We start from the raw sequence: 25,379 nt of genomic DNA, 5'->3' as shown, positions 1-25,379 counted from the left end.
ACCGATGACTGATATTGTAACTCTAACAAATCTCACCAAGACCTATAATGGTATTCCAGCCCTTAGAGATGTAACCATGTCCATCCCGTCTGGTAAAATCATTGGTCTCTTAGGACCAAACGGTAGTGGTAAAACAACTCTCATCAAGATTTTGAATGGCCTCCTTCAACCAACTTCTGGTTTAGTAACTATTAATGGATTTCAGCCATCACCTATCACCAAAGCTCAAGTAGCATATCTACCTGATACAACTTATTTAGATGAGAGTAAGACTATCCAATACTACTTGGACTTCTTCCAAGATTTCTATGCTGACTTCCGCTATCCTCTTGCCTTGCAACTCTTGCAGGATTTAAAGCTCCAGCCTGATTTGCGCCTTAAAGACCTTTCAAAAGGTAACAAAGAAAAAGTTCAGTTGATTTTGGTTATGAGTCGTGAGGCTAAACTCTATCTCCTTGATGAACCTATCGGTGGGGTCGATCCTGCGTCACGTGACTACATCCTTAAAACCATCATCAACCAATACTCTGAAGATGCTTCTGTTATCATTTCAACTCATTTGATTGCAGACATTGAATCCGTCCTAGATGAAGTTATCTTCTTAAAATACGGTCAGATTGAACTTCAAGGGGACGCTGATAATATTCGTCAAGCCCATGGCAAATCAATCGACAAACTCTTTAGAGAGATGTTCCACAACTAGGAGGTATGAGCATGTTTTGGAAATTAGTTAAGTATGAATTACAATCGGTCCGTAAATGGTATCTCGGCATCTATGGTATTGCCATCCTACTCTCAATCCCCTTGGGTTTAATGCTTCAAAAATTTATTTTTGTAACTGAACAGAGCCACCAAGAACCTAGTCTACTCTTTTTTGCTTTCTTCACACTGATGGTTTTTGCCACTATTATTGTTTGGGGAACTATTTATATAGCGACAATAGTCCTTATTATTAGACGCTTTGCAAAGACTGTCTTTGGAAGAGAAGGCTATCTAACCAATACGCTCCCAGTTTCTGCCCACCAATTAATCTTGTCTAAACTCTTGGTAGCCTTTATTTTAGATATCATTTCATCACTCGTTATACTTCTTTCGATTGGAATTATAGCTGCTTTCTGCCTTGATATGAAAGATATCCTCCTAGCTACCAGCTACTTTGGCCAAATCCTAAAAGAGATAGGCGCTTTCTACCTATTCATCCCTTCTACAATCTTGTCAATGATTGCTGGTATCCTTTTCTATTACCTCTGTATTAGTATCGGAAACCTCTTCAACACTAACAAAGTTCTTATGGGATTTGTCGCCTTTTTCGCCATTCAGGCTATCCTATTCTTTATTGGTTTCTTCTTTGGACTCGGTGCAGCCTTGACCGGAGATGCAACATATACTGCAATTAATAACTCGTCATATATCATTAGTCTAGTTCAGTCTCTCATTCTCATCGCGGCAAGTTACTTTGGTACCTACTATATCATGACCAAACGCTTAAATTTGGACTAAAGAAAAACCGTGTTCCTTTTGGAACACGATTTTTTTTTGCATTGAAAAGACTTATTTACTTTGTTCTTTACGATAAGTCTCAATCTCGGCCTTGTTACCCCAAACGAAGTGTCCTGGACGTACTTCAACCATCTCTGGTTTATCAACAGAATAGTCGTGTTGGTTTGGATCATAAACCTTCAAGACTTTCTTACGTTCCAAGATTGGGTCTGGAATAGGAACAGCAGACAAGAGTGACTTGGTGTAAGGGTGGATAGGATTGTTGTAGAGTTCTTCTGTCTCAGCAACTTCCACGATTGTCCCCTTGTAAATAACAGCGATACGGTCAGAAATGAAACGGACCACTGACAAGTCGTGAGCGATAAAGAGGTAAGTCAATCCCAACTCTTTTTGGAATTTCTTAAGCAGGTTCAAAACTTGGGCACGGACTGACACGTCAAGGGCTGAGATTGGTTCATCAGCGATAACCAAGTCAGGTTGCATAACCAAGGAACGTGCAATCCCGATACGTTGACGTTGTCCCCCAGAAAATTCGTGAGGGTAACGTGTCAAGTGTTCCTCAAGAAGCCCCACTTCTTTGATGATTTTCTTGATTTTGGCTTTACGATCTTCCTCATCTTTATAGAGATGGAAGTTATACAAACCTTCTGACAAGATGTAATCAACCGTTGCACGTTCATTCAAACTAGCCGCAGGGTCTTGGAAAATCATCTGAATACGACGGATAAGGTCGTTTTTCTCAGAGTGAGATAAGTGTCCATTGATTTTCTTACCGTCAAAAATAATCTCACCATTACTTGTATCATTTAGACCAATAATGGCACGCCCGATAGTGGTTTTACCACTACCAGACTCACCAACGAGGGAAAAGGTTTCACCCTTGTTGATGAAAAAATTAGCATTGTGGACAGCAACGAATTTCTTGCTTCCTTCACCGAAGGAAATCTCCACATCTTTTACTTCAACTAACTTCTCAGGCATTGCCTTCCTCCTCATCTCCTAAATGTGCAAATCCCATATTAGTACGGATTTTTTCATGTAGATTTTGGATAACCTCAGGTTTTTCAACTTTTGGTGCATCCTCATGTAAGAGCCAGGTCTTAGCCCAGTGAGTATCTGAAACTTGGAATTGTGGTGCTTTTTCCTCGAAGTCAATTTGCATGGCATAGTCTGAACGCAAGGCAAAGGCATCTCCAACAACTGGTGTATAAAGTGATGGTGGTGTCCCTGGAATAGAGAAAAGCTCACCCTTATCGTCAGCCAACTGTGGCAAGCTTGAAAGCAAGCTCCAAGTGTATGGGTGACAAGGCTCATAGAAAATTTCCTCAACAGTTGCGTACTCGATGATTTCACCAGCATACATAACAGCAACCTTGTCAGCGATACTTGCTACCACACCAAGGTCATGGGTAATGAAAATCACTGAGAAACCGTACTCTTCTTTAAGTGATTTCAAGAGGTCAATGATTTGAGCTTGAATGGTTACGTCAAGGGCAGTTGTTGGCTCGTCACAGATAAGGACATCAGGACGACAAGCCAAGGCAATGGCAATGACGATACGTTGACGCATCCCACCAGAGTATTGGAAAGGATATTCGTTGAAACGTTTTTCAGCATCAGGAATACCAACCTTGTCCATGTAATCAATGGCCATTTTTTTAGCTTCTTTAGCTGATTTTCCTTGGTGTTTGACAATGACTTCAACAATTTGGCTACCGATAGTCTTAATTGGGTCAAGACTGGTCATAGGATCTTGGAAGATAGTCGCGATCTTAGCTCCACGAATAGGTGCCCAATCTTGGTGACTCTTAAGTTTGGTCAAATCTTGGCCACGATAATCAATAGAACCGCTAGCTACACGACCATTTTCTTCAAGCATCCCTGTGAAAGTCTTAGTCAAAACTGATTTACCTGAACCAGACTCACCAACCAAGGCTAAAACTTCACCTTCAACCAGATCAAGGGAAACTCCTCGAATGGCTGTCAAAACACGGTCACGAACGTCAAATTCCACGACGATATCGCGAGCCGATAATATTACATTTTTATTTTCTGTCATATTGGACTCCTATCTATGCGTACGTGGGTCACTGGCATCCGCCAAGTTTTGACCGACAATAAAGAGAGAGAGGGAAACGAGGATCAAGGTAGTCAATGGAATCCAGAAGAGATAAGCATTGACTGTAACGTTCTGTGCATAGTCTGAAATCAAACGACCAAGACTAGGCGTTGTAACAGGAAGCCCCAAACCAAAGTAAGAAAGGAAGGCTTCGTAAGAGATAAATCCTGGCAAGAGCTGACTAGCCATAGTCACGATAACTGATACAAGTTGTGGCATGATATTTTTAACCACAATCTTAGGAGTTGGTGTTCCCAAAGTACGAGAAGCCAAGTTGTACTCCAAATCACGGTAACGCATGATTTGAATACGGATAGTATAAGCAATACCAATCCAACCTGTGACAGTCATGGCAAAAATCATGTTCCAGAAACCTGCACCCAATGAGTAAGTCAAGACGATAACGACAAGGAGGGCAGGAATGTTTGAGATGATGTTGTAGATTTCCATCATAATCATATCAAAGGTCTTAGAAATCCCCCAAACAGCACCAACGACTAAACCAATAACAACGTTAATGAAGGTAGCGATAACAGCAATAAGGATAGAATTACGAGCTCCAAACCAAACACTGTCAAAGAGAGACTTACCATTACTGTCCGTACCGAACCAGTATTGAGCATTTGGATGCACATAACGTACACTAAAGTCATTAACCTTAGACACGTCATTAAAGTCAAATTTTGAAAACATTGGGTAGATAAAGCTCATCAAAATGATAGCAATCAAGATTCCCAACATGACAGTTGTTGACTTTTTCTTGAAGAACTGACGCATCACCGATTTCCAGTATGAATAGGCCGGCGCATCAATTGTTTCAGAGGCAAAATCATCGCGCTTTACAAATTGGAACTTACTTTTATCAATTGAAGCCATTATTTACCTCCTTTAGATGTCAATTTGATACGTGGGTCAATCATAGTCATAAGGATATCACCCACAAGCAATGAGAAGATGGTGAGGGCTGTGAAAATAAATACAAGACCCACAACCATAGCGTTATTTGAAGCACGGACAGAGTCAATCAACATTTTACCCATACCAGGGTAGGCAAAGATTGTTTCTGTCAAGGTTGCCCCTGTGATAACACTAACGATAGATGCTGGGATCCCTGAAACCAAGGAAACCATAGCATTTTTGAAAATGTGTTTATTCGAAATTTCTTGTTCTGACAACCCTTTGGCACGTGCAAAACGAACGAAGTCTTGTGATTGCAAGTCAATCATATAACGACGAATCCAAATAGCAAGACCTGGTGTTGACAAGAGACCGAGAATAACAGATGGCAAGACGTATGAACGCCAGTCACCTGCACCCAAGATAGGGAAGGAGTCTGGAAGACCAATCTCAGAACCAATCAAACGGATGATATAAACCAAGGCGATGGTTGGTAGTGAAAGCAAGAAAGTCAAGACACCTGTTGACACACTATCAAAGAGTGTGTTTTTAAAGCGTGCCATGTATGATCCCAATGGAATTGCCAAGGCATAAGACAAGACCAAACCAATCAAACCTGCAATAGCAGAACTTGTCACCATTGATGGGTATTGGTAGCGACTCTTGGTAGCTGTGTATGGGTCATTTCCATAGTAAGAACGATCTCTCGCATCAGCCTGACTTGGTGATTTATAAGTACGAGAGTAGATATCTACTGAAGATATCTTCTTACCAGTAGGGAAGTTGACCTCAGAGCTTTGTGTTTGCCCTTGGCCTTGCGTAATAACATCAAGAACACCTTGCTCAGCATAAGTTGGATAAGAGGTACCAAGGTTCATCTTCACAAAGTTTTGGTGAACAAATGGGAACTGACCGTTAAAGTAAAGCAAATATTTATGCTTAGTTCCTGAACCGACAACTGACCAACCGATAGCTGGATCATTTTCAATACGGATGTAACGCTTCAAGTTTGGATTTGTTTTATCTTTAACCCATCCAGTATTGTCAAATTCAAAGAGGTGCGTATAGAAGCCAAACACACGTTCAAGCACTGGCACATCACGTGTTGCATAGAATTGTTTACTTTGCTTGAATTGATGCAAACGCCAGCCATGTCCTAAACTATCCACATATTTTTGGTAAATAGCTTTATTTTCTTTTGTTGGCTTAGTGGTTACCGACTTATCAAGGGAGCTAGCTTTCTCCTGCAACTCCTTGGTGTCATAGTAATCAATGTAACCCATACGTTCATAGATTGTATTTTCATAGTTAGCCTTAGAATCAGCTGTCTTAGCAATCTTGTTGTAGTTAGGGTCCTGTCTGAAAATCAGACGCCTCGGCACCATGGTATAGATAATCGTGTAGGTCAAGGCCGTCACGACAAATATTGACAATAGAGAACGGAGGGTTCTCAATAAAATGTATTTTTTCATGTCTCTTCCTTTAATTCCAAAAGAACTTTCCCAATCTAATGAGAAAGTTCCATCGTCCTTTTATTTAACGTGTTTCTCAAGGTCTTTTTGAGCTTTTTCGTTGGACTTAGACTTTTCTTTAAGCCAGCTTTCACGGGCTTTATCATAGTTTTTCTTAGTGACAACATCTTTTTGAGGCTCAAGGTACTTAAAGTATCTGTCAGAACCCTTAGGTCCCACTTGAGAGTAAGCACCTGAGAATGGTGTCAAACGAGCTACCATTGGAGCAGCACCCTTGTTAACCATAAGTGGCATGAAGAGTGAGCTATCTTCCAACCAAGCTTGTGCCTCTGCATAACGTTCATAACGTACGTTGAGGTCGCTTGTTTCTTTAGCTGCATTATCAACCAAAGCATCAAAGTCTTTAAGACCTACTTGAGCTGCTGCTGCATTGTTAGGATCGTCGAATCCCATGTAAGTTTTTGTGTTCTCACTAGCTGTTGTCTTGAAGATATCAAGGAATGTTGATGGGTCTTCGTAGTCAGGTGCCCAAGCAACTGAAATATTGATATCCCAGTCTTCTGCTGCTGCGTTAGCTGCATACAAAGTACTGTTAAGAAGATCATCTTGAGACATTTGATGAACGTCTACAACCACATTTTCTTTTCCGAGTGTCTTTTCAACAGATTGTTTCAAAGATTGTGCACGTGCTACAGTTGGTTTTGCAGCTTGGTCAACTGGAAGGTCCAAGTGAATTGGGAATTGAACACCTTGTGCTTGGAGAGCTTCCTTAGCTTTATTAAATTCAGTCTTAGCCTTATCAGCGTTGAAGAGACCATCTTGGCTGTCTTTAAGGTTAACACCTGACCACTCGTCACCATATGAAGGCATCTTTTCAGTTACCAAATCACCGAATGACTTGTCACCAGCATAAACAAAATCAGGTTTCACAAGAAGGTTACGAACAGCAAGTGCTGCACCTTTTTCACCATTAAGTTGTGCTGAATAAGCTGTACGGTCAATAGCAAAGTTAACTGATTGACGGAAATCCTTGTTAAGAAGAGCTTTCTTAGTTGAATCTTTTTCAGCATCAGTCTTCTTAGATGTATGGTTGTAAGACTGACGGTCAATATTAACACCAACCCCACCAATATCTGCAGATGGTTGTGTATAGAAGATATTATCTTTATATTGTTTTTCTACTGAATTAAAGTTTGAGCTTGTTGGATATAGACGTGCTTGGCTATAAGCGCCATCAGTGAAATTACGAACAAGCGATTCTTGGTCTGATGCATCATAGAAAGAAAGTTTAATGCCATCGAAGTGGACATTTTTCTTATCCCAGTAGTTTTCATTTTTAGCCAACTCAATAGATGATTTAGCTGTCAACGACTTAAGGATGTATGGACCATTATAAAGGATAGATGATGGATCTGTTGATTTACCAAAGCTATCCCCTTTTGACTTAAGGAACTCTTCATTTACAGGCCAGAAGAGAGAATAAGTCATCTTAGAATTCCAGTAAGGTTCTGGTTGTTTAAGTGTGTACTGAAGAGTGTAATCATCAAGTGCTTTAACGCCAACTTTAGAGAAGTCTTTATCAGTACCATTGAAATAATCAGCAAGACCTACTACAGAATCTTTTGCCAAGTAAATTGACTCTGTCTTTTTATCAGCAGCATGCTTAAGACCTGTTACGAAGTCTTTAGCTGTTACTTCTGCATACTCTTCACCGTCTGAAGTATACCATTTAACTCCTTTACGAAGTTTGTAAGTATAAGTCAAACCATCAGCTGAAACAGTCCAGTCCTTGGCAATAGAAGGTACCAAGTTACCATATTTATCGTTTTCCAAAAGGCCATCGACACCATTTGTCACAGCGTCAGTCGTTGAACCTTTATTGGAAATAAGGTAATCCAATGTCTCAGGATCAGCAGTATAAATATAGTTATAAGTATTGCTTGAAGTGTTTGATTTTGATGAGCAAGCCACTAAAACCCCAACACTTAGAAGGGAAACACCCGCAAGGGCCAACCATTTACTTTTTTTCATAAGCATTCTCCAAAAAATCTTTTTTATATGCCTACATTATACCATAAAAAATAAGATGAGTACAATTTTCAGAATATTTTGTCTTATACTGACTTTCTCACAATTTTACCCCTTACGAACACTATGGATTAGCCCTTTTTGGACAAAAGAAAAAGGCTAACTGCCTTTTTCTCAAGAATATTATTTAACGTGTTTCTCAAGATCTTTTTGAGCTTTTTCGTTAGATGCTTTCTTTTCTTTAAGCCATTTTTCACGACTTTGTTCATATTCTTTCTTAGTAACTACTTTTTCTTGTGGTTTCACATATTTGAAGTAGTCTGATGAGTTCTTATCACCCACTTGCATGCTAGCACCCGTAAATGGTGTCAAGCGTGAAATAACTGGTGCTGCACCGTTACCAACAGTCAATGGAATGACAAGCGAGCTATCTTCCAACCATGCTTGAGCTTGGGCATAGCGATCGTAACGAGCGTTGAGGTCTGTTGTTTCTGAAGCTGCTGAATCAAGCAAGGCATCATAATCTTTAAGACCTACTTGAGCTGCGGCCGCATTGTTTGGATCATCATAACCCATGAAAGTCTTGGTATTTTCACTTGAAGTTGTCTTAAAGATATCAAGGTAAGTTGATGGATCTTGATAGTCTGGACCCCAAACCACACCGTTTGAAATATCCCAGTCTTCTGCTGCCGCATTTGCCGCATTAAGGGTTGCATTTTGCATATCATCAGATGACAACTGGTTGATATCGATAACGACATTTTCACTGCCCAATGATTTTTCAATCGTTTGTTTCAATGATTGAGCTTGAGCAACATTAAGTTTAGAACTTTGATCAACTGGAAGGTCCAAGTGAATTGGGAATTGAACACCTTCACCTTGAAGAGCTTCTTTGGCTTTGGCAAACTCAGTCTTAGCTTTTTCCGCATTGTAGAGACCATCTTGACCATCCGCAAAATTGACACCAGACCATTCATCACCGTAAGTGCTCATCTTGTCTGTCACAAGGTCACCGAAGGTCTTATCACCTGCACTGACAAAATCAGAAGGAACAAAGAGGTTACGTAGAGCAAGAGCTGCCCCATCTTTACCATTTACTTGAGATTGATAAGCTGTACGATCAATAGCGAAGTTGATTGATTGACGGAAGTCTTTGTTTAGAAGAGCCTTCTTAGTTGATGTCTTTTCAGCATCTGTCTTCTTAGCTGAGAATTTATAGCTTTGACGATCAATATTCACACCAATAGCTGCTGTAGACGCACCTGGTGCTGTGTAATAAATATTATCTTTATATTTCTTTTCTACTGACGCATAGTTAGAGCTCATAGGGAAGACACGTGCAATGCTGAGAGCACCATCTGAGAAGCTACGCTCTTGAGCCTCCTGGTCAGAACCATCATAATATGACAATTTGATAGCGTCGAAATGCACGTTCTTCTTATCCCAATAATTCTCATTCTTAGTCAACTCGATAGATGATTTAGCTGTCAAAGATTTAAGAAGGAAAGGACCGTTATAAAGGATAGAGGTTGGGTCTGTTGACTTACCAAAATCTTTTCCTTTATTCTTAAGAAAGTCTTCGTTAACCGGGAAGAGCAAACCATAGGTTGTCTTAGAATTCCAGTATGGTTCTGGTTTTTTAAGGGTATATTGCAATGTGTGATCGTCGATTGCTTTGACACCTACATTTGAGAAATCTTTATTGGCACCAGAGAGGTAGTCAGACAAGCCTGCAATAGAATCTTGTACCAAATAGAGGGCTCCAGCTTTGGAATCAGCCGCATGCTTAAGACCAGTCACAAAGTCCTTAGCAGTCACATCAGCATACTCTTCACCATCTGAAGTGTACCATTTAACACCCTTACGGATTTTATAAGTATAAGTCAGACCATCTTGAGAGACAGACCAATCTTCAGCTACTGAAGGGACAAGATTTCCATATTTATCTGCTTCCATAAGACCATCTACACCGTTTGTCACAGCTGTCTTAGTAGGTCCTGTATTTGAAGTGATGTAATCCAATGATTCTGGATCTGAATTATAAACATAACCATAAGTCGTTCCACTAGTACTTGACTTAGAAGAACAAGCCGCTAAGGCACCTACACTGAGGAGTGCCACACCCGCAAGGGCTAACCATTTGCTTTTTTTCATAAGATTTCTCCAAAAAATAAAATTTTACTCTTTCATTATAGCATAAATAATCAAGAAAAGGAGTCATTATCAGACTATTTTGCACAATTATTGCACCTGATGAAATACGAAAAATTCAGCAGTCCCTTGTGTTTTCTGGATTTCTAGCTACTTTAATCGATTTATTTTTAATCACCAGTCATGCATAAAACAAAAAGGCCTAACACCTTGGTTAAACCTCTGTTTCTAAGTTAAAATTAGCTATTAAGAGCTTGAGCAGCTGTAATAATCGCCAAATTGTAAATATCTTCAGCACTAGCCCCACGAGAAAGGTCGTTAACAGGTTTATTAAGACCTTGTAAGATTGGTCCGATAGCTTCGAACATTCCCAAACGTTGGGCAATCTTATATCCAATGTTACCTGCTTGCAAGCCAGGGAAGACAAAGACATTAGCATGTCCTGCTACGTCACTATCTGGAGCCTTAATAGCTGCTGTTGCTGGAACAAATGCTGCATCGAACTGCAACTCCCCATCAATAGCCAAGTCAGGACGCATTTCTTTAGCAATATTTGTTGCTTGAACAACCCTGTCAACTTTTGGCGATTTAGCAGAACCTTTTGTTGAGAAGCTAAGCATGGCCACTTTAGGATCAATACCAAAAACTTGAGCTGTTTCAGCAGTATTAATTGCAATTTCTGCCAACTCTTGAGCATTTGGTTCAATATTGATAGCACAGTCAGCAAACATCAAGCGATGATCGGTATTTTCACGGTTCATAAGGAAGACACCTGATGTACGAGAAATACCAGGTTTTGTTTTGATAATTTGAAGGGCCGGACGTACCGTATCCGCTGTTGAGTGAATAGCACCTGAAACCATCCCATCAGCAAGACCAAGTTTAACTAGCATAACACCGAAATAGTTGACATCATGAAGCAACTTTTCCGCATCTTCCATTGTCGCTTTCCCTTTACGGATTTCAACAAATTTTTCCTTCATTTCCTCGAAATCTTCATAGGTTTCAGGATTAACAATTGTATAGTTAAAGTCTGCAAAACCAAGATCGTTCAAGATTTTGTGAACCTCTGCTGGGTCTCCCAAAATAATAGGATCAACCAATCCTTCAAATTTCAAACGGGCTGCTGCACGAACCACACGGTCGTCGTTACCCTCAGGGAAAACAATCTTAACACCTTTCCCTAAAATATGTTCACGAAGTTCACCAAATAGACTACGCATAAAAAAATTCCTCAATCAATCTTTTTTAGTTTGTAAATTCATGATAACGATTTCAAAATCATCTGTCAAGGAAGATGCATGGACCATCTCTTTTTTGGTGAAAGGATCAACAAATGCAAGACGGTGACAATGCAAGGCTTGACGCTTAATACCATAGTCTAGGGACCCGCCATAAAGGTCGTCTCCCAAAAGAGGCAAACCTAGGTGGGCAAAGTGCACACGAATCTGGTGCGTACGTCCGGTATGAAGATTGATATCAACCAGTTTAACCCTACCATAATCAGCTACCAAGCGATAGCTAGTGTGGGCATATTTCCCCGATTTATGAACCCGACGTGTAATAATAGAATCTACATCACGCGCAATCGGTGCAATGATTTCACCCTGCTCCTCAAGTTTTGTATCACCTTCAACCAAGGCATAGTAATGCTTCTTAATAGACTTCTGCTGCAACTGTTTATCCATACGCGCGTGGGCATAACCATGCTTAGCAAACAGCATGAGACCAGACGTGTCCTTATCCAGACGTGTCACAATATGCACACGCTGGTTAGGATAATTGTTGCTAACGAAGTGATGTTTAACGAAATTAGCCATGGTATTATCATGGTTAACACTTGGAATACTGGCATAGCCATAAGGTTTATTGATCACCAAGAAGTTATCATCCTCATAGACAATATCCAAGTCAAAAGGGATAGGTTTCAAGGTCTCGTGCGGTGCCTCATCAGGGATTTCAATGGCAACCACATCTCCTTCATGGACAGGATAAGTCGCAAACTGCTCCTCACCATTGACCCAAATATGACCGCCCTCAAACTTAATCTTGGCCAGTAGCCCTTTAGAAATATCGTGCTCCTTCAAAAAGGTCTTAACCCGACAAGAACGCCCTACTGTAAACTCATATCTCATTCTTCCATGTCTCCAATAAAGGAATCACGTACACGTTCCCAGAAACTTGTATGGCTGGCACTAGCCACAAAGGAAATCTTACGTTGGTCAATTGAGAATTCTACCTTTTTCACATTACGGTTGGTATAGGTTTTATTATCAACGGATAGAGTGTAGCTTCCCATTCGGGTAGGATAAACCGTAATCTTCTCATGCTTAGGTACAATAAGGGGACTTCCTAGGGTACGATAAACACGATTATTAAGACTGGCAATCTCAGTCAGTTGCAAGGCTTCAATGGTGGGATGAAGGACCGCACCACCCAAGGATTTATTGTAGGCCGTTGATCCTGTAGGCGTTGACACCGACAGCCCGTCACCACGGAAGCTCTCAAACAAGACATCATTAAGGCAAACATCTGCTGCCATGGTTTTCTCATTACGCTTGATGGCTGCTTCATTGAGGGCAATCGACGTAAAAGAACGACCATCAGCCAGGGTCAATTTGACATTCAAAAGAGGGTAAGAAATCTTTGCACCACTATCTTTTCGAAGCGTCTCGATTAATTGATCCACTTCACTATCCAAATAATCCGTATAAAAGCCTAGATGACCCGTGTGAATCCCTACAAAACGCACACGCGCAAGCTCTTTTTCATACATATGAAAGGCCGATAGCAACATGCCATCACCACCAATTGAGATGACCACATCTGGGTTTTTCTTGGTCAAATAAAAATCAGGATCATCTCGAAAGGCATTAAAAAGTTTCGAGGCAACACGCCTACTTTGGGGTTTGCCATTGGCAATAATAGCTACCTTCATCTCATCCGAAGAGGTCTTCATCTGTGTCATCACTATTTCCTACACTATCCTTCAAAGTTCTATTAATTGGATCAAAAAGCAACTGGGCTTCTCTAATATCATCACGTATCTTCCGCATTTCTTCGTCAAGCTCATAAGCCATGCGGGCCGTAGTTTCCAAGCGAAGTTTAATCTCCTCAGGAAAATTCCCCTGATACTTGTAATTAAGGGAATGTTCAATGGTGGCCCAAAAGTTCATGGCCAAAGTCCTAATCTGAATCTCTGCAAGAATCTCCTTACGACCATCAATGGTGTCAACGGGATAAGAGATAATAACATGATAAGAGCGATAACCCGAATTTTTACGGTTTCTGATATAGTCTCGCTCTGAAACAATAGTCATATCACTACGATGACGAAGCAAAGCCAAAACCTCATCCACATCATCGACAAATTGGACCATGACTCGGAGACCAGCGATATCCTGCATATCTTGAGCCAAATTTTCAATCGAAAGGCCACGAAGGGCGATCTTCTCTTCAATGGAAGCCACTGACTTCACACGTCCCGTCACAAACTCAATGGGCGAGTGACGATTTTGCTTACGAAATTGTTTACGAATGCCTCGGAGCTTGATTTTGAGCTCACCTACGGCCTGAATATAGGGGTCTAGAAATTCTTCCCAATCCATGGTCAAGATAGGACTCCTCCTTGTCAAAAGCTTTAGTTTTTTATAAAATAAATACAATCTGTTATATTATACCACATTTGAAAGCACAAGGGAGGACACACATGAACCATTTAGAGATAGAGTACAAGACTCTACTCACCAAAGACGAGTACAATCGTTTAGCGATGCTTTTCTCCCATGTGACACCTGTTACGCAAACAAACTACTACATCGACACTCCTCAGAGTGACATGAGAAATAAAAAGTTGTCTTTGCGTATTAGGACACTTCCCACTCATGGTGAGCTGACCTTGAAAATCCCTGAAAAAGTCGGGAACATGGAGTACAACGTTACCATGGATTGTGCGGATGCTAAGGCTTTGACTAAGTCGCTGGACTTTCCTGATTGTCAAATCAAATCCATTCTTTTAGAACGTGGGGTTAAACTAGAGGACCTAACCATCCTCGGACATTTGACCACAACTCGTCGCGAGTACCAGACCAACATCGGCCTCATGGCTCTTGATGTCAATGTCTATGCTGATAAGAAAGATTACGAGCTTGAACTAGAAGTTTCGGATGCTGAGAAAGGTAAAGACGACTTTGATGCCTTTCTTAAAGAAAATAACATTGACTTTAAGTACGCCAAGAGTAAGGTTGCACGCTTTGTAGCTACCCTCAAACGAGACAAAGACTAAAATTTAGACAAGGAGTTGGCTCCTTGTTTTTTTATTTTAAACACATGCAGCTTCAAATACCACAAGTATTTAGAACTTCAGAGGATAATAGATTTCTCTAAAAACGCATACAAAGGAATTTTATCTAACAAAGGTTCGGTATTTTTCACTAATATCACACTTTGAAGGCTGAAATTTCTGCTTCTTTTTGCTAAAATAGAACTATCTGTAGTTTTATTACAATAGCCCTAACTGGGCTTAGCATCTTATTTTTTTAAAGGAGTCACCATCGTCATGGTACATCAAAAAGCAAACCCACAATTGAAATTGTTCTCGCTCAGCTCAAACCCAGAAATTGCTGAAAAAATTGCTGAGGCTACTGGATTGCCACTTGGTAAAGTATCTTCACGTCAATTTTCTGACGGTGAAATCATGATCAACATTGAAGAGTCTGTTCGTGGGGACGATATCTATATCATCCAATCTACTAGCAACCCTGTTAACGACCACCTTTGGGAATTGCTCATCATGATTGATGCCTGCAAACGTGCCAGTGCTAACTCTGTCAACGTTGTTATGCCTTACTTTGGTTATGCACGTCAAGACCGTATCGCTGCGTCACGTGAACCAATCACTGCTAAATTGATTGCCAATATGCTAGTTAAAGCTGGTGTCAATCGTCTCTTGACGCTTGACCTTCACGCTGTCCAAGTTCAAGGATTCTTCGATATCCCAGTAGATAACCTCTTCACAATGCCTTTGTTTGCTGAATACTACAACAAAAAAGGATTCACAGGAAGTGATGTTGTCGTTGTTAGCCCTAAAAACTCGGGTGTTAAACGTGCTCGTAGCTTGGCGGACTACCTTGATGCACCAATCGCTATCATTGACTACGCCCAAGATGATTCAGAACGTGAAGAAGGCTACATCATCGGTGAGGTTGAAGGAAAAACAGCAATCTTGGTTGATGATATCCTTAATACTGGTAAAACGTTTGCTGAAGCTGCTAAAATCCTTGAACGTGGTGGCGTTAAAGACATCTATGCAGTAGCTAGTCACGGTCTCTTTGCAGGAGGTGCTGCAGAAGTCCTCAACGCTGCCCCAATTAAAGAAATCTTGGTGACAGATTCAGTTGCAACTAAAGAAAAAGTTCCTACAAACGTTAAATACATTTCAGCAAGTAAGCTAATCGCTAACGCTACTACTCGTATTTTCGAACGTCAACCACTTAGCCCACTCTTTGCTTACACTGCAAACGAGGACTAAGCTATGGTTTATTTGGACAATGCAGCAACAACTCCTTTAAATACTGCTGCTATTTCAGCTATGACACATGTCATGACTGAAACCTTTGGAAATCCATCCAGCCTCCATGCTTACGGTCGACAGGCTTCTAAGGAACTTCGTGAAGCCCGTGAAGAAATGGCCAAATACTTTGAAGTCCCTGCTCGTAAGCTTATTTTCACTTCTGGTGGGACTGAAGGAAACAATACAGCTATCAAAGGTTACGCCCTAGCCAATCAATCTAAAGGTAAGCACCTGATTACAACTGCTATTGAACACCACTCTGTCCTTCACACCATGGCCTACTTGGAAGAGCGTTTTGGTTTTGAAGTAACCTATATTCAACCAAAAAATCAAGTCATTACTGCCCAACAAATCGCTGATGCCTTACGTGACGATACCATTCTAGTTTCTGTTATGTATGCCAATAATGAGACTGGCCAATTACTTCCTATTAAGGAAATTGGTGACTTGCTTGCCAATCACCAAGCTGCCTTTCACGTCGATGCCGTTCAGGTAGCAGGAAAGCTTCCTATTCACCCAGAGGAACTTGGAGCCGATTTTCTCTCTATTAGTGCCCATAAATTCCACGGACCTAAAGGTGTCGGCTTGCTCTACCATAACGATTTGCATTTTGACAACCTACTTCACGGTGGTGAGCAAGAAGAAAAACGCCGTGCCAGTACTGAAAACCTGGTCGGGATTGCAGGTATGACCGCAGCTTACAAACAAGCTAGCGACCACTACCAAGACAATTACCAGCATGTTGAAAAGATTCGTCAGGCCTTTCTAGATTCCCTTACCATTCCTTATGAAATCAATGGTGGAGGACCTAGCCTACCTCACGTTATCAATATTAGCTTTACTGGTAAGGAAAATGGGCCTCTCTTAACCTTGTTAGACCTAGCAGGCTTTGCTGTCTCAACAGGTTCTGCTTGTACTGCTGGAACTGTTGACCCTAGCCATGTCATCCAGGCCCTCTATGGCAAGGATTCTGACAAGCTAAAAACAGCCATTCGCATTAGTTTATCAGAGGAAAATACCGCTGAAGAACTCCAGGCCCTAGCAGAAAAACTTAATCAAATCATAGGAGACTAACATGGCATTTGAAAAAAGCATTCATTTGACTGACTGTAAGTACCGTTACACCATCAGTCCTAATGTCAAAAAATTCACTCTACGTGATACGACTTTTGTGCAAAATAAAATCGGAAACTACGAGTTGCACCGCCTTCTCGAAAAAGTGCCTAACTCAGGCGAAGGTTTCCCACTCAAAATCACTATTAACAAAGACTTGACCGGCTTCAAATTGTCTATCACAGACAAATCTGGCCTTCGTAACGTTAATATCTTTAAAAATGAAGATCACCACATCTTGCAAGAAAAATTCTACTTCTTGATGCAGAGTTTGGTTGATCGTAACGTTTTCGAGCAAGAAGAAGTCTAAACTTCTTTCTTAATACATAGAAATAGCCTATCCATGTGATAGGTTTTTTATATCGCCTCATCTACACTATTTTGTTGCAATCTTCACAAACTTTTCTTAAAATATAGGAGAATCATACTAATTAAAGAAAGGAAAGCGATCAATGACATTTGAGAAAAACATCCCAAACGCCACTGCCAAACGTCTCTCTCTCTACTATCGTATTTTCAAACGATTCCATCGTGAAAATATCGATAAAGCAAGCTCTAAACAAATTGCTGAAGCGATTGGGATTGACCCTGCTACTGTTCGTCGTGACTTCTCCTATTTTGGTGAGCTAGGTCGCCGTGGTTTTGGTTATGACGTAAACAAGCTGATGACATTTTTCGCTGAACTCCTAAATGACAATGCGACTACCAAGGTACTCCTCGTAGGTGTTGGGAATGTTGGGCGTGCCCTCCTCCACTACCGTTTTCAAGAGCGTAACCGCATGCAGCTGGTCATGGCTTTTGATACAGACGATAACGAATTGGTTGGAACTCAAACCGAGGACAAGATTCCTATCTATGGGATTTCCCAAATTAAGGACAAGATTGCCCAAGAAGATATCAAAACAGCCATCCTGACAGTGCCATCAGTTAAGGCCCAGGAGGTGGCTGATCTTTTGGTTGATGCCGGAATTGAAGGCATTCTCTGTTTCTCTCCGGTCAACCTCAATCTTCCACGCCATGTGGTAGTCCAATACGTAGACTTGACTAGCGAACTACAAACCCTACTCTATTTCATGAAAGAAGAAGAAAAATCAAGGAGAAACAATGACTAAACCAATTATCGGAATCACTGCCAATGTAAGGCCTAATCCAGCCCATGAAGACATCAACTGGTCCTATGCCCCATCTGGCTTTGTAGAAGGAGTTCAAAGAGCCGGTGGCCTAGCAATCCTACTACCAGTATCCGATCCTTCGGAAGCCAAGAACTACATCTCCATGATTGATAAGCTTATCCTGATCGGTGGGCAAAACGTTGACCCTAAATTCTACAACGAAGAGAACCATGCCAGTGAAGATGACTTCTTCCTCGAACGGGATATCTTTGAAATGGCACTCATCGAGGAAGCCACTAAGCAGAAGAAACCCATCTTTTCAATCTGTCGTGGAACCCAACTCATGAATGTCGCACTAGGTGGTAGCCTCCATCAAGATATTGAGCATCACTGGCAGGACAAGCCGTCTGATTACCTCTACCATGAGATGATTGTTGATGAGAACAGCAAGTTGGCAGAAATCTACGGATGTGGAACCTCTATCAACTCCTTCCACCATCAAAGTATCAAACACTTGGCCTCTGACCTTCGTGTCATTGCGCGTGATCCTGAGGACAACACAGTCGAAGCTGTTGAGTCAAATAGTCCAGACCTTCGCTTTCTTGGTGTACAGTGGCACCCAGAGCTTCTCCTAGACAAACGTGAAGAAGACCTCAAACTCTTTGAATACGTCGTTAACGAACTTTAAAAGCAACTGAGACTGCACTCAGTTGCTTTTTCTTGTCTTTATTCCATCGGCTCAATCTAAAGCTCAAAATCCTCCCTCTCCTCACGAAAGGAATAATAGGTCGATTTGCCAACAATCAGATGATCAAGCAGACAAATCCCTAAATCATCACAGGACCGCTTAATCTTTTGAGTAAAATCAATATCATTACGACTAGGATAGGCTTCCCCCGAAGGATGATTGTGAACCACAATCAAGGAAGTTGCCATCAGATGACAGGCATAATGTAAAATCTCACGTGGCTCAGCAATCGAACGACGGACCCCACCAATAAAAACCGTCTTTTGCTGAATAATACGATTCTGCGTATCCAAATAGATAGCCACCAGATGCTCCTGAGGCTTGTCCCCAATATCCAACATCATACGACGGGCCACCTGCTGACTGGACATAATCTGCTCGGAACGAGCCAACTCAGCCTTCTCAATCCGCTTAGCCAACTCCACCATAGCCTTGAGCTCAATGGATTTCACACGCCCAATACCAGAAATCTCCTGAAGCTCATTCAAGGACAAACGAGACAAATCCGCCAAACTCGTCATCCCTTTCAAAATACGATTGGCCATAGATAGAACCGACTCAGACTTAGTCCCCGTCCGCAGTACTATCGCCAACAGCTCTTGGTCAGACAACACCTCTGCTCCCTTCTGTAAGAGTCGTTCACGAGGCAAAAGCCCCGACTCCTCAGCTACAATACTATACATAAGAAAAAACCTCCTACTTACCTATTCGTAAGTGGGAGGGGAAGTTAAACAGCTGAAGATTCTTTTAAACCTAATTTCTTTAACAAGGCTTTTCGATATGCTGAAAATTTTTTCTTTAATGTCAGTGGTTCTGCTACCTGCGACATTTCAATAAGATGGAGCTTATAACGTTCTGCAAAAGATATTTTTTCAGAAGAAATAATGCGATAATCAATTCCTAGATCCCAGGCTTTTCGATAGAAAAGATAAGAAAGGGTATCCTCATCAAAGTCATAGAAAGCTTGCTTATACTTAAGAATAATTTTTTCTAGAAAATCTTTTGATAACCACATAGAACCTTGAAAAATATGAAGCGAATGATTGATTACTTTTTGACATTCGTCAGTTAGTTTAACAGTTTGTTCTTGATTTAAGGCACCAATTGCATCTGTCCAATAGAGTTCTTTTGATAAATCAGCAAAAACCAGACCAACCTCTGGAAAATGGTCAAAGATTGATGCCACTTTCTCTTCATCTAATAACATATCCACTAAAGCAAGTCTTGTAGCTTCATCAACAAGTTTGCCCTCATTTCCAAAGTCTTCTGTGTGAAAATGCCCAACAAAGTCATACTCGCTAAGCTGAGATGCCAAGGATACTAAGGCATGGTAATGATTATCAAATCTTTGAGAGACTAGCTGAAATCTATCTTTATCAAAGCTATTTAATAAGGTGTTCTCAACGATATTTTTATCCAAATGGCTTGATAAAGTGAAATAATAAAAGGCAGATAACTTTTTATCAGAGAAAACTTTTAGTCTCTCAAGGTCACTAATATGTACATGGATAGCCGAATGATAGCCTTTCCCACTTACCGAATGAAATAAGGGTTCGATGATTTTTTCATCTAAAATGACTAAGCTATCTGGCGAATGGTAGCTGTTAAGATGGGACTTAATTAGTGCTACTGGATATGCCGATAGCTTAGTAATATAGTCTAAAAGTAGTCTTCCCTTTTTTTCATTGTCAGTAAATGCTTTTAGTTTAATGAACGGTACCTTATGTTCAAGTGTACTTATCGGTCTATAGTAAGAAAAATCAGGGTGAATTAAGTCTTCTGCCTCTGCATCAATAGTATTAAAGACAGCATCATAACGATACCCCGCCTCAGTAAGAACACTAGTAACCCTAGTTTCATAATTATCAATAACATCTTGAACATCGGTAAAAGTCTTTATAGAAGTCCAAAATTGTTGAAAGGTTTCTGAATCGACAACATGTTTTTTGAAAGATATAAAATAACTTTGCAGATGCTCATCGAAATATTTGGTCTTTCTAAAATTCGTCATCCCCCAAAAATCAACATTCTGGCGTTGTTCAAAACTTTCAACTAGGTCAGATATATCCCATATAGGACCAAAGCAAGTATCATTCATGAGTGTAACCGAATCGAAGTCTGTTAAATGTTCGAATCCAATATGAGCCATACCATCTCTCCAAGCTGCAAAATCAAAGCCCAGATTCTCTCTCTGGATAACTTCATCTATGCCAAGCTCTTTGAGAGTTAATGTTGCCGATTCCGTTAGTTGACTATTTGAAATCACAATAAGTTTAGAAAAAAGTGGTCGAAGTTGCTCCAATTGGTAGAGCACATGACCACTTAATTCGTCGTACTTATTATAATGAACATACAATAAGAGACGTTTCATTTATTCTTGAATCTCCCATTTTCCATTTCTCTGAACCATACCAGTTGCAGAATCTTTAGCAGACTTATCATCATCTTCAATATCAGTTCGATTCAAGAGAATAACTGGTGAGTTATCTGAATCAGCAAAAGCAATCATCTGATCCTCCTTATCTCGAACAGAAACCTGAAGCTTAAGCTTAATGTTATTAAGATGGGCAAGACTACATTTATATGTGAGTGTTTTTCTTCCAGAACCACTCGTTTTATTGTCCATGGAATTGTCATTATAAATCCAGATACCACGGTCAATATCTGTCAATGAAAAGGCAATATAGGTCTCAATATCCTCATTGACATCATATGAAATCTCAAATGAAATATCTTGGTCAGGACTGATAATATTGTCATTCAAGAGTTTTACTTGTAAATCAGTGATTTTAGGATTTTCAACAACAACGTCGTCGTTTGAAACCTTTTGACCAGCAGCATTATCAAAACTATATTGGTTAGCAACTTCGTCTGGATCACCTACAACTTTGACTAAACCATGTTCAATTAAAACTGCTTTATTACAGTATTTTTTAACTGCTGACATGTCATGGGTAACTAAGATAGTTGTCTTTCCAGATTGCTTACGTTCCATGAAATAGTCATTACACTTACGTTGGAAGGCCTCGTCACCTACGGCTAAGACTTCATCCAAGATAAGAATATCACCTTGAGCCTTGATAGCAACTGAAAAGGCTAGACGAACCTGCATACCACTTGAGTAGTTCTTCAACTTTTGATTCATGAAATCATGAAGTTCAGCAAAGTCTACAATGTCATCATACATGGCATCTACTTCTTCTGTTGAAAAACCAAGCATGGCACCATTCATATAGACATTCTCACGACCAGTTAATTCCGGATTAAACCCAACCCCAAGCTCAATGAAAGATACCAGCTTACCATCAATGGTAACCTTACCTTTTTCTGGGACATAAATCTCAGAAATAATTTTTAGAAGTGTTGATTTACCAGAACCATTACGTCCAACAATTCCATAGAAATCACCCTTTTCAACTTCAAATGAAATATCTTTTAAGACATGTTGTTCAGTATACCCTTTAATTCCTTTAAAGCGATTGACTAGAGTCGTTCTCAAACTCTGACTCGCCTCAGTTGGTAATTTAAAATACTTACTTACATGATCTACTTTTACAGCAATATTATTTGACATTATAGAATCTCCGCAAATCGTTTCGCATTTCGATTAAAGACAAGGAAACCAATGATAAAAATCACTACAGGAATCGCATAAGGAACAAAAGCAATCAACTTATTGTTAATAATATCCCATCCTCTTGGGTTAACTGGGTCAATGATAAAATGACGCATATCCTGTAAAATCTGGGCAATCGGATTAAGCATCATAATCTTTGCAACAAACTCTTGATTTCTTTGAAGAAGGTAAGTGATGGAATAGATAATTGGGCTCGCATACATACCAGCTTGAAGTACTACTTCCCAAACTGGACCAATATCACGGTATTTAACAAAGAGTGCTGATAGAATAAAAGCAACTCCCATTGCCATCAATAGCACCTCAATAAAGAGAGGAATGATAACCAAAGTATTGAAACCAATCGGAACATGGTTAATCAAGGCAAATACGAAAACAACCACTAGGTTAATCAAGAAATTAATCGCTGCTCCTAGCACAGATGAGATAACGATTGTTTGCTTTGGAAAGTTAAGCTTACGTAAGAGATCCCCTCGTGAAACAATGGAAAGCATCCCCATATTGGTAGCCTCTGTAAAGAAGCCCCAAAAGATCATAGCCAAAAGCAAGCCTACTGCATAGTGTGGTGTCCCATCATCAAATCTCAAGAAACGAACAAAGACAAGGTACATAATTGTAAACATCATCAAAGGTTTCAAAATAGACCAAAGATAACCAATGAAAGAACCTTGATAACGCAATTTAAAATCCGTTTTAATCAGTTCCTTAAGTAAAATCCTATTTTTCTGACTAAAGAAATTCATTTAGTCCTCCTTATACATGAATTTTGTCAAAATCAAACTCGTAAATACAAAGGTATGAAAAGCCCTGTTTTTACGATAACCATATGTTTTCAAACGATGATAACGCTCTCTTAACCCTTGATCCATAATAGTCACAAAGTTTTCAACCAACTCCCTACTTTTAGTATCCAGTGGCAAAGAAAGAAGGTTTTCTGCCTGACTCTGACTAGCCTTGATCAACTTCCAGTATTTATTAAATAAAGTCTGAGGTCGAATCCAATTCTGCATACGTTTCCGAAGAGTTCTAGCACCTAAAACATTATCTGCGTGCTGACGGTAAAGCTCTGTTGGCTGATCAATATAGACCAGATGACCAAATGCTGAAGCAAGCAAACCTAAATACCAGTCATGCATCAGAAGCTCATTAGGTTCCTCGCCAGTCCATAATTCGGCTAGAGCATGATTAATTAGCGACACACCTCCAGTAACGGTGTTTTCTGTCATTTCTTGAACCAACTTAGTATTAGCATGGTCAGATTGAGTACGAATCATACTCTCATGAAGCACCTCTAAATCTTGGTTCACAACCTTTAAATCCGTGTATACCAAAAGTGGTTTATCAGATGGGTATCTACTCGCTTCCTCAAGCTGAAGAGATAGCTTCTCAGGTAACCAAGTATCATCCTGGTCCGAGAAAAGATAGTAGTCAGATTCTTGATACTTCAAAAGCGTAAAGAAACTCTTTATTACACCTAAATTTTCAGTTTGATCAGGATTGATAAAAGTAATGCGATCATCTTGTAAAGCGAAACGTTTGATAATCTCTCTCGTTTTATCTTTAGATCCATCATCACGAATTAACAAGGTCCAATCCGTATAAGTCTGTTGCTGAATACTCTCTATTTGCTCTGCTAAAAAATTCTCGCCATTATAAGTAGACATGAGAATAGTTACTTTCATGATAAAAATAGCTCCTCGTATTCACCCACGATTTTTTCCCAGGTGTAATTTTCTTTCATATTTGCTTTAGCAGCATTTCCCAAGTCCTCAAATGACACTTGACCATCTACAGAATCGATAAGCTGAGACAAATTCCCATCCTCTTTATTCCAATACAAGGCAGTCTCTTGAGCAACCTGATGGTTAAAGTCTACATTATAGATAAGGTTGAGGTCCGTTTGAGCCAAGGCCTCTAATAAGCCCGGATTCGTTCCACCTACTTCGTGTCCATGAATATAAGCAAAGGCTTGGTTGCGAATATACTTAAGCAAATCCTGATCATAGACAGTACCCACAAACTTCACACGTTTATCTTTATCAAATCCTGTAATCTGTCGTAGTTCATCAAAGTAAGCATTTCCTTCATGATTACAGATAATAACAAGATCACGCTCTGTAGAGGACTTCATAAATTCACGAATCGCAGTTTCGTAATTGTTTTCAGGAACAAATCGACCCAATATCAAATAGTAATCTTTTTCTTGAGTCTGCCATTTCTGATACCAATCTCGAACAGGGTCATCCTCAGTAGTCAAAGTCGTCTTAGATAAATCAGTTCCATAAGCAATGAAAGTCGTGCTAGCCCACGGATAGGTATTTTGAATATAGGTCTCAATACCTCGGTTATCAGAAATAATTAAGTTCGCATACTTTGTCATCTCTTTTTCAGAGTATTTGAGATAGCTTTGAACAGGTTTAGACCACTTAGCACGTTTCCATTCCAAACCGTCAGGATTGACTAGCAAAATCCCACCAACGGACTGAATTTTCTTGGCAAAATGAACAATGAAGGCACCAATGGTGTTTCCTAAAATATAGAAAATTGGGGATTGAATTCCCTCTTTTTTAATAAGTTTCAAGCTATAATTGATAGCCATCATATCGTAAGCTATGACACGCGCAGGACCTAGCTTTGGAGGATTGACCGTAAAACAATCCGCACCCTTATAGTCAAAATGGTTGCCAGTACTTTCGTCAGATAAGCAAGCCACGTGATAACGTATAGCAGGTGATACCTTATGAGAAATCAATTTTTCAACAAATGTCTCGAAACCACCATATTGAGCAGGCAAACCTCTACTACCTATGATAAAAATATCCTTCAAAGTTTACCTCCATTCGTCACATCTCTCAAATACACAGAATTATACATAGTAGCTTTTATTATACCATTTTGGAAGGTATTTTGCATGATTGGACAGAAAGAGTAAAGCAAAAAGGCCCTTCGAAAATGAACTGCACCCCAAAAGTTAGACAGAAAAAATCTAACTTTTGGGGTGTTTTTATTATGAAATTGACTTATGAAGAT

At 40.1% G+C, this 25,379-nt stretch carries 24 protein-coding genes; 8 read left to right on the top strand and 16 right to left on the bottom strand.

The window, feature by feature from the left end; genetic code table 11:
• The first annotated feature begins 4 nt into the window (after positions 1 to 4).
• Entirely contained in the window at positions 5 to 703 is a 699-nt protein-coding gene (locus tag H7U02_RS07425) for an ABC transporter ATP-binding protein (RefSeq protein WP_064519005.1), read from the top strand.
• Positions 704 to 714: 11 nt separating this feature from the next.
• Positions 715 to 1,500 (top strand): hypothetical protein, encoded by a 786-nt coding sequence (locus tag H7U02_RS07420; RefSeq protein ID WP_045772228.1) that lies wholly within the window; start codon positions 715 to 717, stop codon positions 1,498 to 1,500.
• Positions 1,501 to 1,551: 51 nt separating this feature from the next.
• On the opposite strand, the gene H7U02_RS07415 is transcribed toward H7U02_RS07420, so the two are convergent.
• From H7U02_RS07415 to H7U02_RS07370, 10 genes are all read right to left on the bottom strand, one after another.
• A complete protein-coding gene (locus tag H7U02_RS07415; protein ID WP_064519003.1) occupies positions 1,552 to 2,481 on the bottom strand; it encodes an ATP-binding cassette domain-containing protein in 930 nt (309 codons plus the stop codon).
• Complete coding sequence (locus H7U02_RS07410) at positions 2,474 to 3,559, bottom strand: ABC transporter ATP-binding protein (RefSeq protein ID WP_013990226.1); 1,086 nt, start codon at positions 3,557 to 3,559, stop codon at positions 2,474 to 2,476. The genes H7U02_RS07415 and H7U02_RS07410 overlap by 8 nt, the downstream gene beginning before the upstream one ends.
• 9 nt (positions 3,560 to 3,568) lie before the next feature.
• Positions 3,569 to 4,495 (bottom strand): oligopeptide ABC transporter permease OppC, encoded by a 927-nt coding sequence (gene oppC / locus H7U02_RS07405; protein ID WP_022496729.1) that lies wholly within the window; start codon positions 4,493 to 4,495, stop codon positions 3,569 to 3,571.
• The gene (locus H7U02_RS07400; protein WP_060971834.1) at positions 4,495 to 5,988 is read right to left on the bottom strand and encodes an ABC transporter permease; all 1,494 of its coding nucleotides are present in this window, start codon (positions 5,986 to 5,988) and stop codon (positions 4,495 to 4,497) included. The genes oppC and H7U02_RS07400 overlap by 1 nt, the downstream gene beginning before the upstream one ends.
• Positions 5,989 to 6,048: 60 nt before the next feature.
• Complete coding sequence (locus tag H7U02_RS07395; protein ID WP_060971833.1) at positions 6,049 to 8,019, bottom strand: peptide ABC transporter substrate-binding protein; 1,971 nt, start codon at positions 8,017 to 8,019, stop codon at positions 6,049 to 6,051.
• Positions 8,020 to 8,199: 180 nt separating this feature from the next.
• Positions 8,200 to 10,170, bottom strand: a complete 1,971-nt coding sequence (locus H7U02_RS07390) for a peptide ABC transporter substrate-binding protein (RefSeq protein ID WP_060971832.1) — start codon at positions 10,168 to 10,170, stop codon at positions 8,200 to 8,202.
• A 236-nt stretch (positions 10,171 to 10,406) separates the two neighbouring features.
• Positions 10,407 to 11,390 (bottom strand): phosphate acetyltransferase, encoded by a 984-nt coding sequence (gene pta / locus H7U02_RS07385; RefSeq protein ID WP_060971831.1) that lies wholly within the window; start codon positions 11,388 to 11,390, stop codon positions 10,407 to 10,409.
• A gap of 15 nt (positions 11,391 to 11,405) precedes the next feature.
• Positions 11,406 to 12,302 carry an RluA family pseudouridine synthase gene (locus H7U02_RS07380; protein ID WP_060971830.1) on the bottom strand — a complete coding sequence of 299 codons (897 nt, stop codon included), beginning with the start codon at positions 12,300 to 12,302 and terminating at the stop codon, positions 11,406 to 11,408.
• Complete coding sequence (locus H7U02_RS07375) at positions 12,299 to 13,135, bottom strand: NAD kinase (RefSeq protein ID WP_002884507.1); 837 nt, start codon at positions 13,133 to 13,135, stop codon at positions 12,299 to 12,301. The genes H7U02_RS07380 and H7U02_RS07375 overlap by 4 nt, the downstream gene beginning before the upstream one ends.
• Positions 13,107 to 13,781 carry a GTP pyrophosphokinase family protein gene (locus tag H7U02_RS07370; RefSeq protein WP_014634828.1) on the bottom strand — a complete coding sequence of 225 codons (675 nt, stop codon included), beginning with the start codon at positions 13,779 to 13,781 and terminating at the stop codon, positions 13,107 to 13,109. Before H7U02_RS07370 ends, H7U02_RS07375 begins: the two co-directional genes overlap by 29 nt.
• Positions 13,782 to 13,876: 95 nt before the next feature.
• Here H7U02_RS07370 and H7U02_RS07365 point away from each other — a divergent pair, with 95 nt between their 5' ends.
• From H7U02_RS07365 to H7U02_RS07340, 6 genes are all read left to right on the top strand, one after another.
• Positions 13,877 to 14,452, top strand: a complete 576-nt coding sequence (locus tag H7U02_RS07365) for a CYTH domain-containing protein (protein WP_002886838.1) — start codon at positions 13,877 to 13,879, stop codon at positions 14,450 to 14,452.
• A 273-nt stretch (positions 14,453 to 14,725) separates the two neighbouring features.
• A complete protein-coding gene (locus H7U02_RS07360) occupies positions 14,726 to 15,697 on the top strand; it encodes a ribose-phosphate diphosphokinase (protein ID WP_002886837.1) in 972 nt (323 codons plus the stop codon).
• Between the two features lie 3 nt (positions 15,698 to 15,700).
• Complete coding sequence (locus H7U02_RS07355; RefSeq protein ID WP_201043074.1) at positions 15,701 to 16,813, top strand: cysteine desulfurase family protein; 1,113 nt, start codon at positions 15,701 to 15,703, stop codon at positions 16,811 to 16,813.
• Position 16,814: 1 nt separating this feature from the next.
• Positions 16,815 to 17,162: a DUF1831 domain-containing protein gene (locus H7U02_RS07350; RefSeq protein WP_002884733.1), complete on the top strand. Its 348-nt coding sequence runs from the start codon at positions 16,815 to 16,817 to the stop codon at positions 17,160 to 17,162.
• 142 nt (positions 17,163 to 17,304) lie between these two features.
• Positions 17,305 to 17,964: a redox-sensing transcriptional repressor Rex gene (locus H7U02_RS07345; protein ID WP_002884205.1), complete on the top strand. Its 660-nt coding sequence runs from the start codon at positions 17,305 to 17,307 to the stop codon at positions 17,962 to 17,964.
• The gene (locus tag H7U02_RS07340; protein WP_201043072.1) at positions 17,957 to 18,652 is read left to right on the top strand and encodes a gamma-glutamyl-gamma-aminobutyrate hydrolase family protein; all 696 of its coding nucleotides are present in this window, start codon (positions 17,957 to 17,959) and stop codon (positions 18,650 to 18,652) included. The genes H7U02_RS07345 and H7U02_RS07340 overlap by 8 nt, the downstream gene beginning before the upstream one ends.
• 56 nt (positions 18,653 to 18,708) lie before the next feature.
• Here H7U02_RS07340 and radC read toward each other — a convergent pair whose 3' ends face one another.
• The 6 genes from radC to cps2T are packed head-to-tail and all read right to left on the bottom strand — an operon-like array spanning position 18,709 to position 25,176.
• Complete coding sequence (gene radC, locus H7U02_RS07335; protein WP_201043070.1) at positions 18,709 to 19,395, bottom strand: RadC family protein; 687 nt, start codon at positions 19,393 to 19,395, stop codon at positions 18,709 to 18,711.
• Between the two features lie 44 nt (positions 19,396 to 19,439).
• Entirely contained in the window at positions 19,440 to 21,083 is a 1,644-nt protein-coding gene (locus H7U02_RS07330) for a rhamnan synthesis F family protein (protein WP_201043068.1), read from the bottom strand.
• A complete protein-coding gene (locus H7U02_RS07325) occupies positions 21,084 to 22,286 on the bottom strand; it encodes a polysaccharide ABC transporter ATP-binding protein (protein ID WP_002886829.1) in 1,203 nt (400 codons plus the stop codon).
• Complete coding sequence (locus H7U02_RS07320; RefSeq protein ID WP_049554133.1) at positions 22,286 to 23,092, bottom strand: ABC transporter permease; 807 nt, start codon at positions 23,090 to 23,092, stop codon at positions 22,286 to 22,288. Before H7U02_RS07320 ends, H7U02_RS07325 begins: the two co-directional genes overlap by 1 nt.
• Complete coding sequence (locus tag H7U02_RS07315) at positions 23,093 to 24,031, bottom strand: glycosyltransferase family 2 protein (RefSeq protein ID WP_049554132.1); 939 nt, start codon at positions 24,029 to 24,031, stop codon at positions 23,093 to 23,095.
• Positions 24,028 to 25,176 (bottom strand): beta 1-4 rhamnosyltransferase Cps2T, encoded by a 1,149-nt coding sequence (gene cps2T / locus H7U02_RS07310; protein ID WP_060971825.1) that lies wholly within the window; start codon positions 25,174 to 25,176, stop codon positions 24,028 to 24,030. The genes H7U02_RS07315 and cps2T overlap by 4 nt, the downstream gene beginning before the upstream one ends.
• Between the last annotated feature and the right edge of the window lie 203 nt (positions 25,177 to 25,379).

The organism is Streptococcus sp. 3.1, assembly GCF_016648915.1.
GTDB lineage: Bacteria > Bacillota > Bacilli > Lactobacillales > Streptococcaceae > Streptococcus > Streptococcus salivarius_E.
Note: the sequence above shows the minus strand (reverse complement) of the source record. Positions and strands in the feature narration are given on the sequence as shown.

Bases quoted from the DNA above. Each gene is read 5' to 3' on its own strand.
- H7U02_RS07425 (WP_064519005.1), top strand. From the start codon at position 5: ATGACTGATATTGTAACTCTAACAAATCTCACCAAGACCTATAATGGT.
- H7U02_RS07420 (WP_045772228.1), top strand. From the start codon at position 715: ATGTTTTGGAAATTAGTTAAGTATGAATTACAATCGGTCCGTAAATGG.
- H7U02_RS07415 (WP_064519003.1), bottom strand. From the start codon at position 2,481: ATGCCTGAGAAGTTAGTTGAAGTAAAAGATGTGGAGATTTCCTTCGGT.
- H7U02_RS07410 (WP_013990226.1), bottom strand. From the start codon at position 3,559: ATGACAGAAAATAAAAATGTAATATTATCGGCTCGCGATATCGTCGTG.
- oppC (WP_022496729.1), bottom strand. From the start codon at position 4,495: ATGGCTTCAATTGATAAAAGTAAGTTCCAATTTGTAAAGCGCGATGAT.
- H7U02_RS07400 (WP_060971834.1), bottom strand. From the start codon at position 5,988: ATGAAAAAATACATTTTATTGAGAACCCTCCGTTCTCTATTGTCAATA.
- H7U02_RS07395 (WP_060971833.1), bottom strand. From the start codon at position 8,019: ATGAAAAAAAGTAAATGGTTGGCCCTTGCGGGTGTTTCCCTTCTAAGT.
- H7U02_RS07390 (WP_060971832.1), bottom strand. From the start codon at position 10,170: ATGAAAAAAAGCAAATGGTTAGCCCTTGCGGGTGTGGCACTCCTCAGT.
- pta (WP_060971831.1), bottom strand. From the start codon at position 11,390: ATGCGTAGTCTATTTGGTGAACTTCGTGAACATATTTTAGGGAAAGGT.
- H7U02_RS07380 (WP_060971830.1), bottom strand. From the start codon at position 12,302: ATGAGATATGAGTTTACAGTAGGGCGTTCTTGTCGGGTTAAGACCTTT.
- H7U02_RS07375 (WP_002884507.1), bottom strand. From the start codon at position 13,135: ATGACACAGATGAAGACCTCTTCGGATGAGATGAAGGTAGCTATTATT.
- H7U02_RS07365 (WP_002886838.1), top strand. From the start codon at position 13,877: ATGAACCATTTAGAGATAGAGTACAAGACTCTACTCACCAAAGACGAG.
- H7U02_RS07360 (WP_002886837.1), top strand. From the start codon at position 14,726: ATGGTACATCAAAAAGCAAACCCACAATTGAAATTGTTCTCGCTCAGC.
- H7U02_RS07355 (WP_201043074.1), top strand. From the start codon at position 15,701: ATGGTTTATTTGGACAATGCAGCAACAACTCCTTTAAATACTGCTGCT.
- H7U02_RS07350 (WP_002884733.1), top strand. From the start codon at position 16,815: ATGGCATTTGAAAAAAGCATTCATTTGACTGACTGTAAGTACCGTTAC.
- H7U02_RS07345 (WP_002884205.1), top strand. From the start codon at position 17,305: ATGACATTTGAGAAAAACATCCCAAACGCCACTGCCAAACGTCTCTCT.
- H7U02_RS07340 (WP_201043072.1), top strand. From the start codon at position 17,957: ATGACTAAACCAATTATCGGAATCACTGCCAATGTAAGGCCTAATCCA.
- radC (WP_201043070.1), bottom strand. From the start codon at position 19,395: ATGTATAGTATTGTAGCTGAGGAGTCGGGGCTTTTGCCTCGTGAACGA.
- H7U02_RS07330 (WP_201043068.1), bottom strand. From the start codon at position 21,083: ATGAAACGTCTCTTATTGTATGTTCATTATAATAAGTACGACGAATTA.
- H7U02_RS07325 (WP_002886829.1), bottom strand. From the start codon at position 22,286: ATGTCAAATAATATTGCTGTAAAAGTAGATCATGTAAGTAAGTATTTT.
- H7U02_RS07320 (WP_049554133.1), bottom strand. From the start codon at position 23,092: ATGAATTTCTTTAGTCAGAAAAATAGGATTTTACTTAAGGAACTGATT.
- H7U02_RS07315 (WP_049554132.1), bottom strand. From the start codon at position 24,031: ATGAAAGTAACTATTCTCATGTCTACTTATAATGGCGAGAATTTTTTA.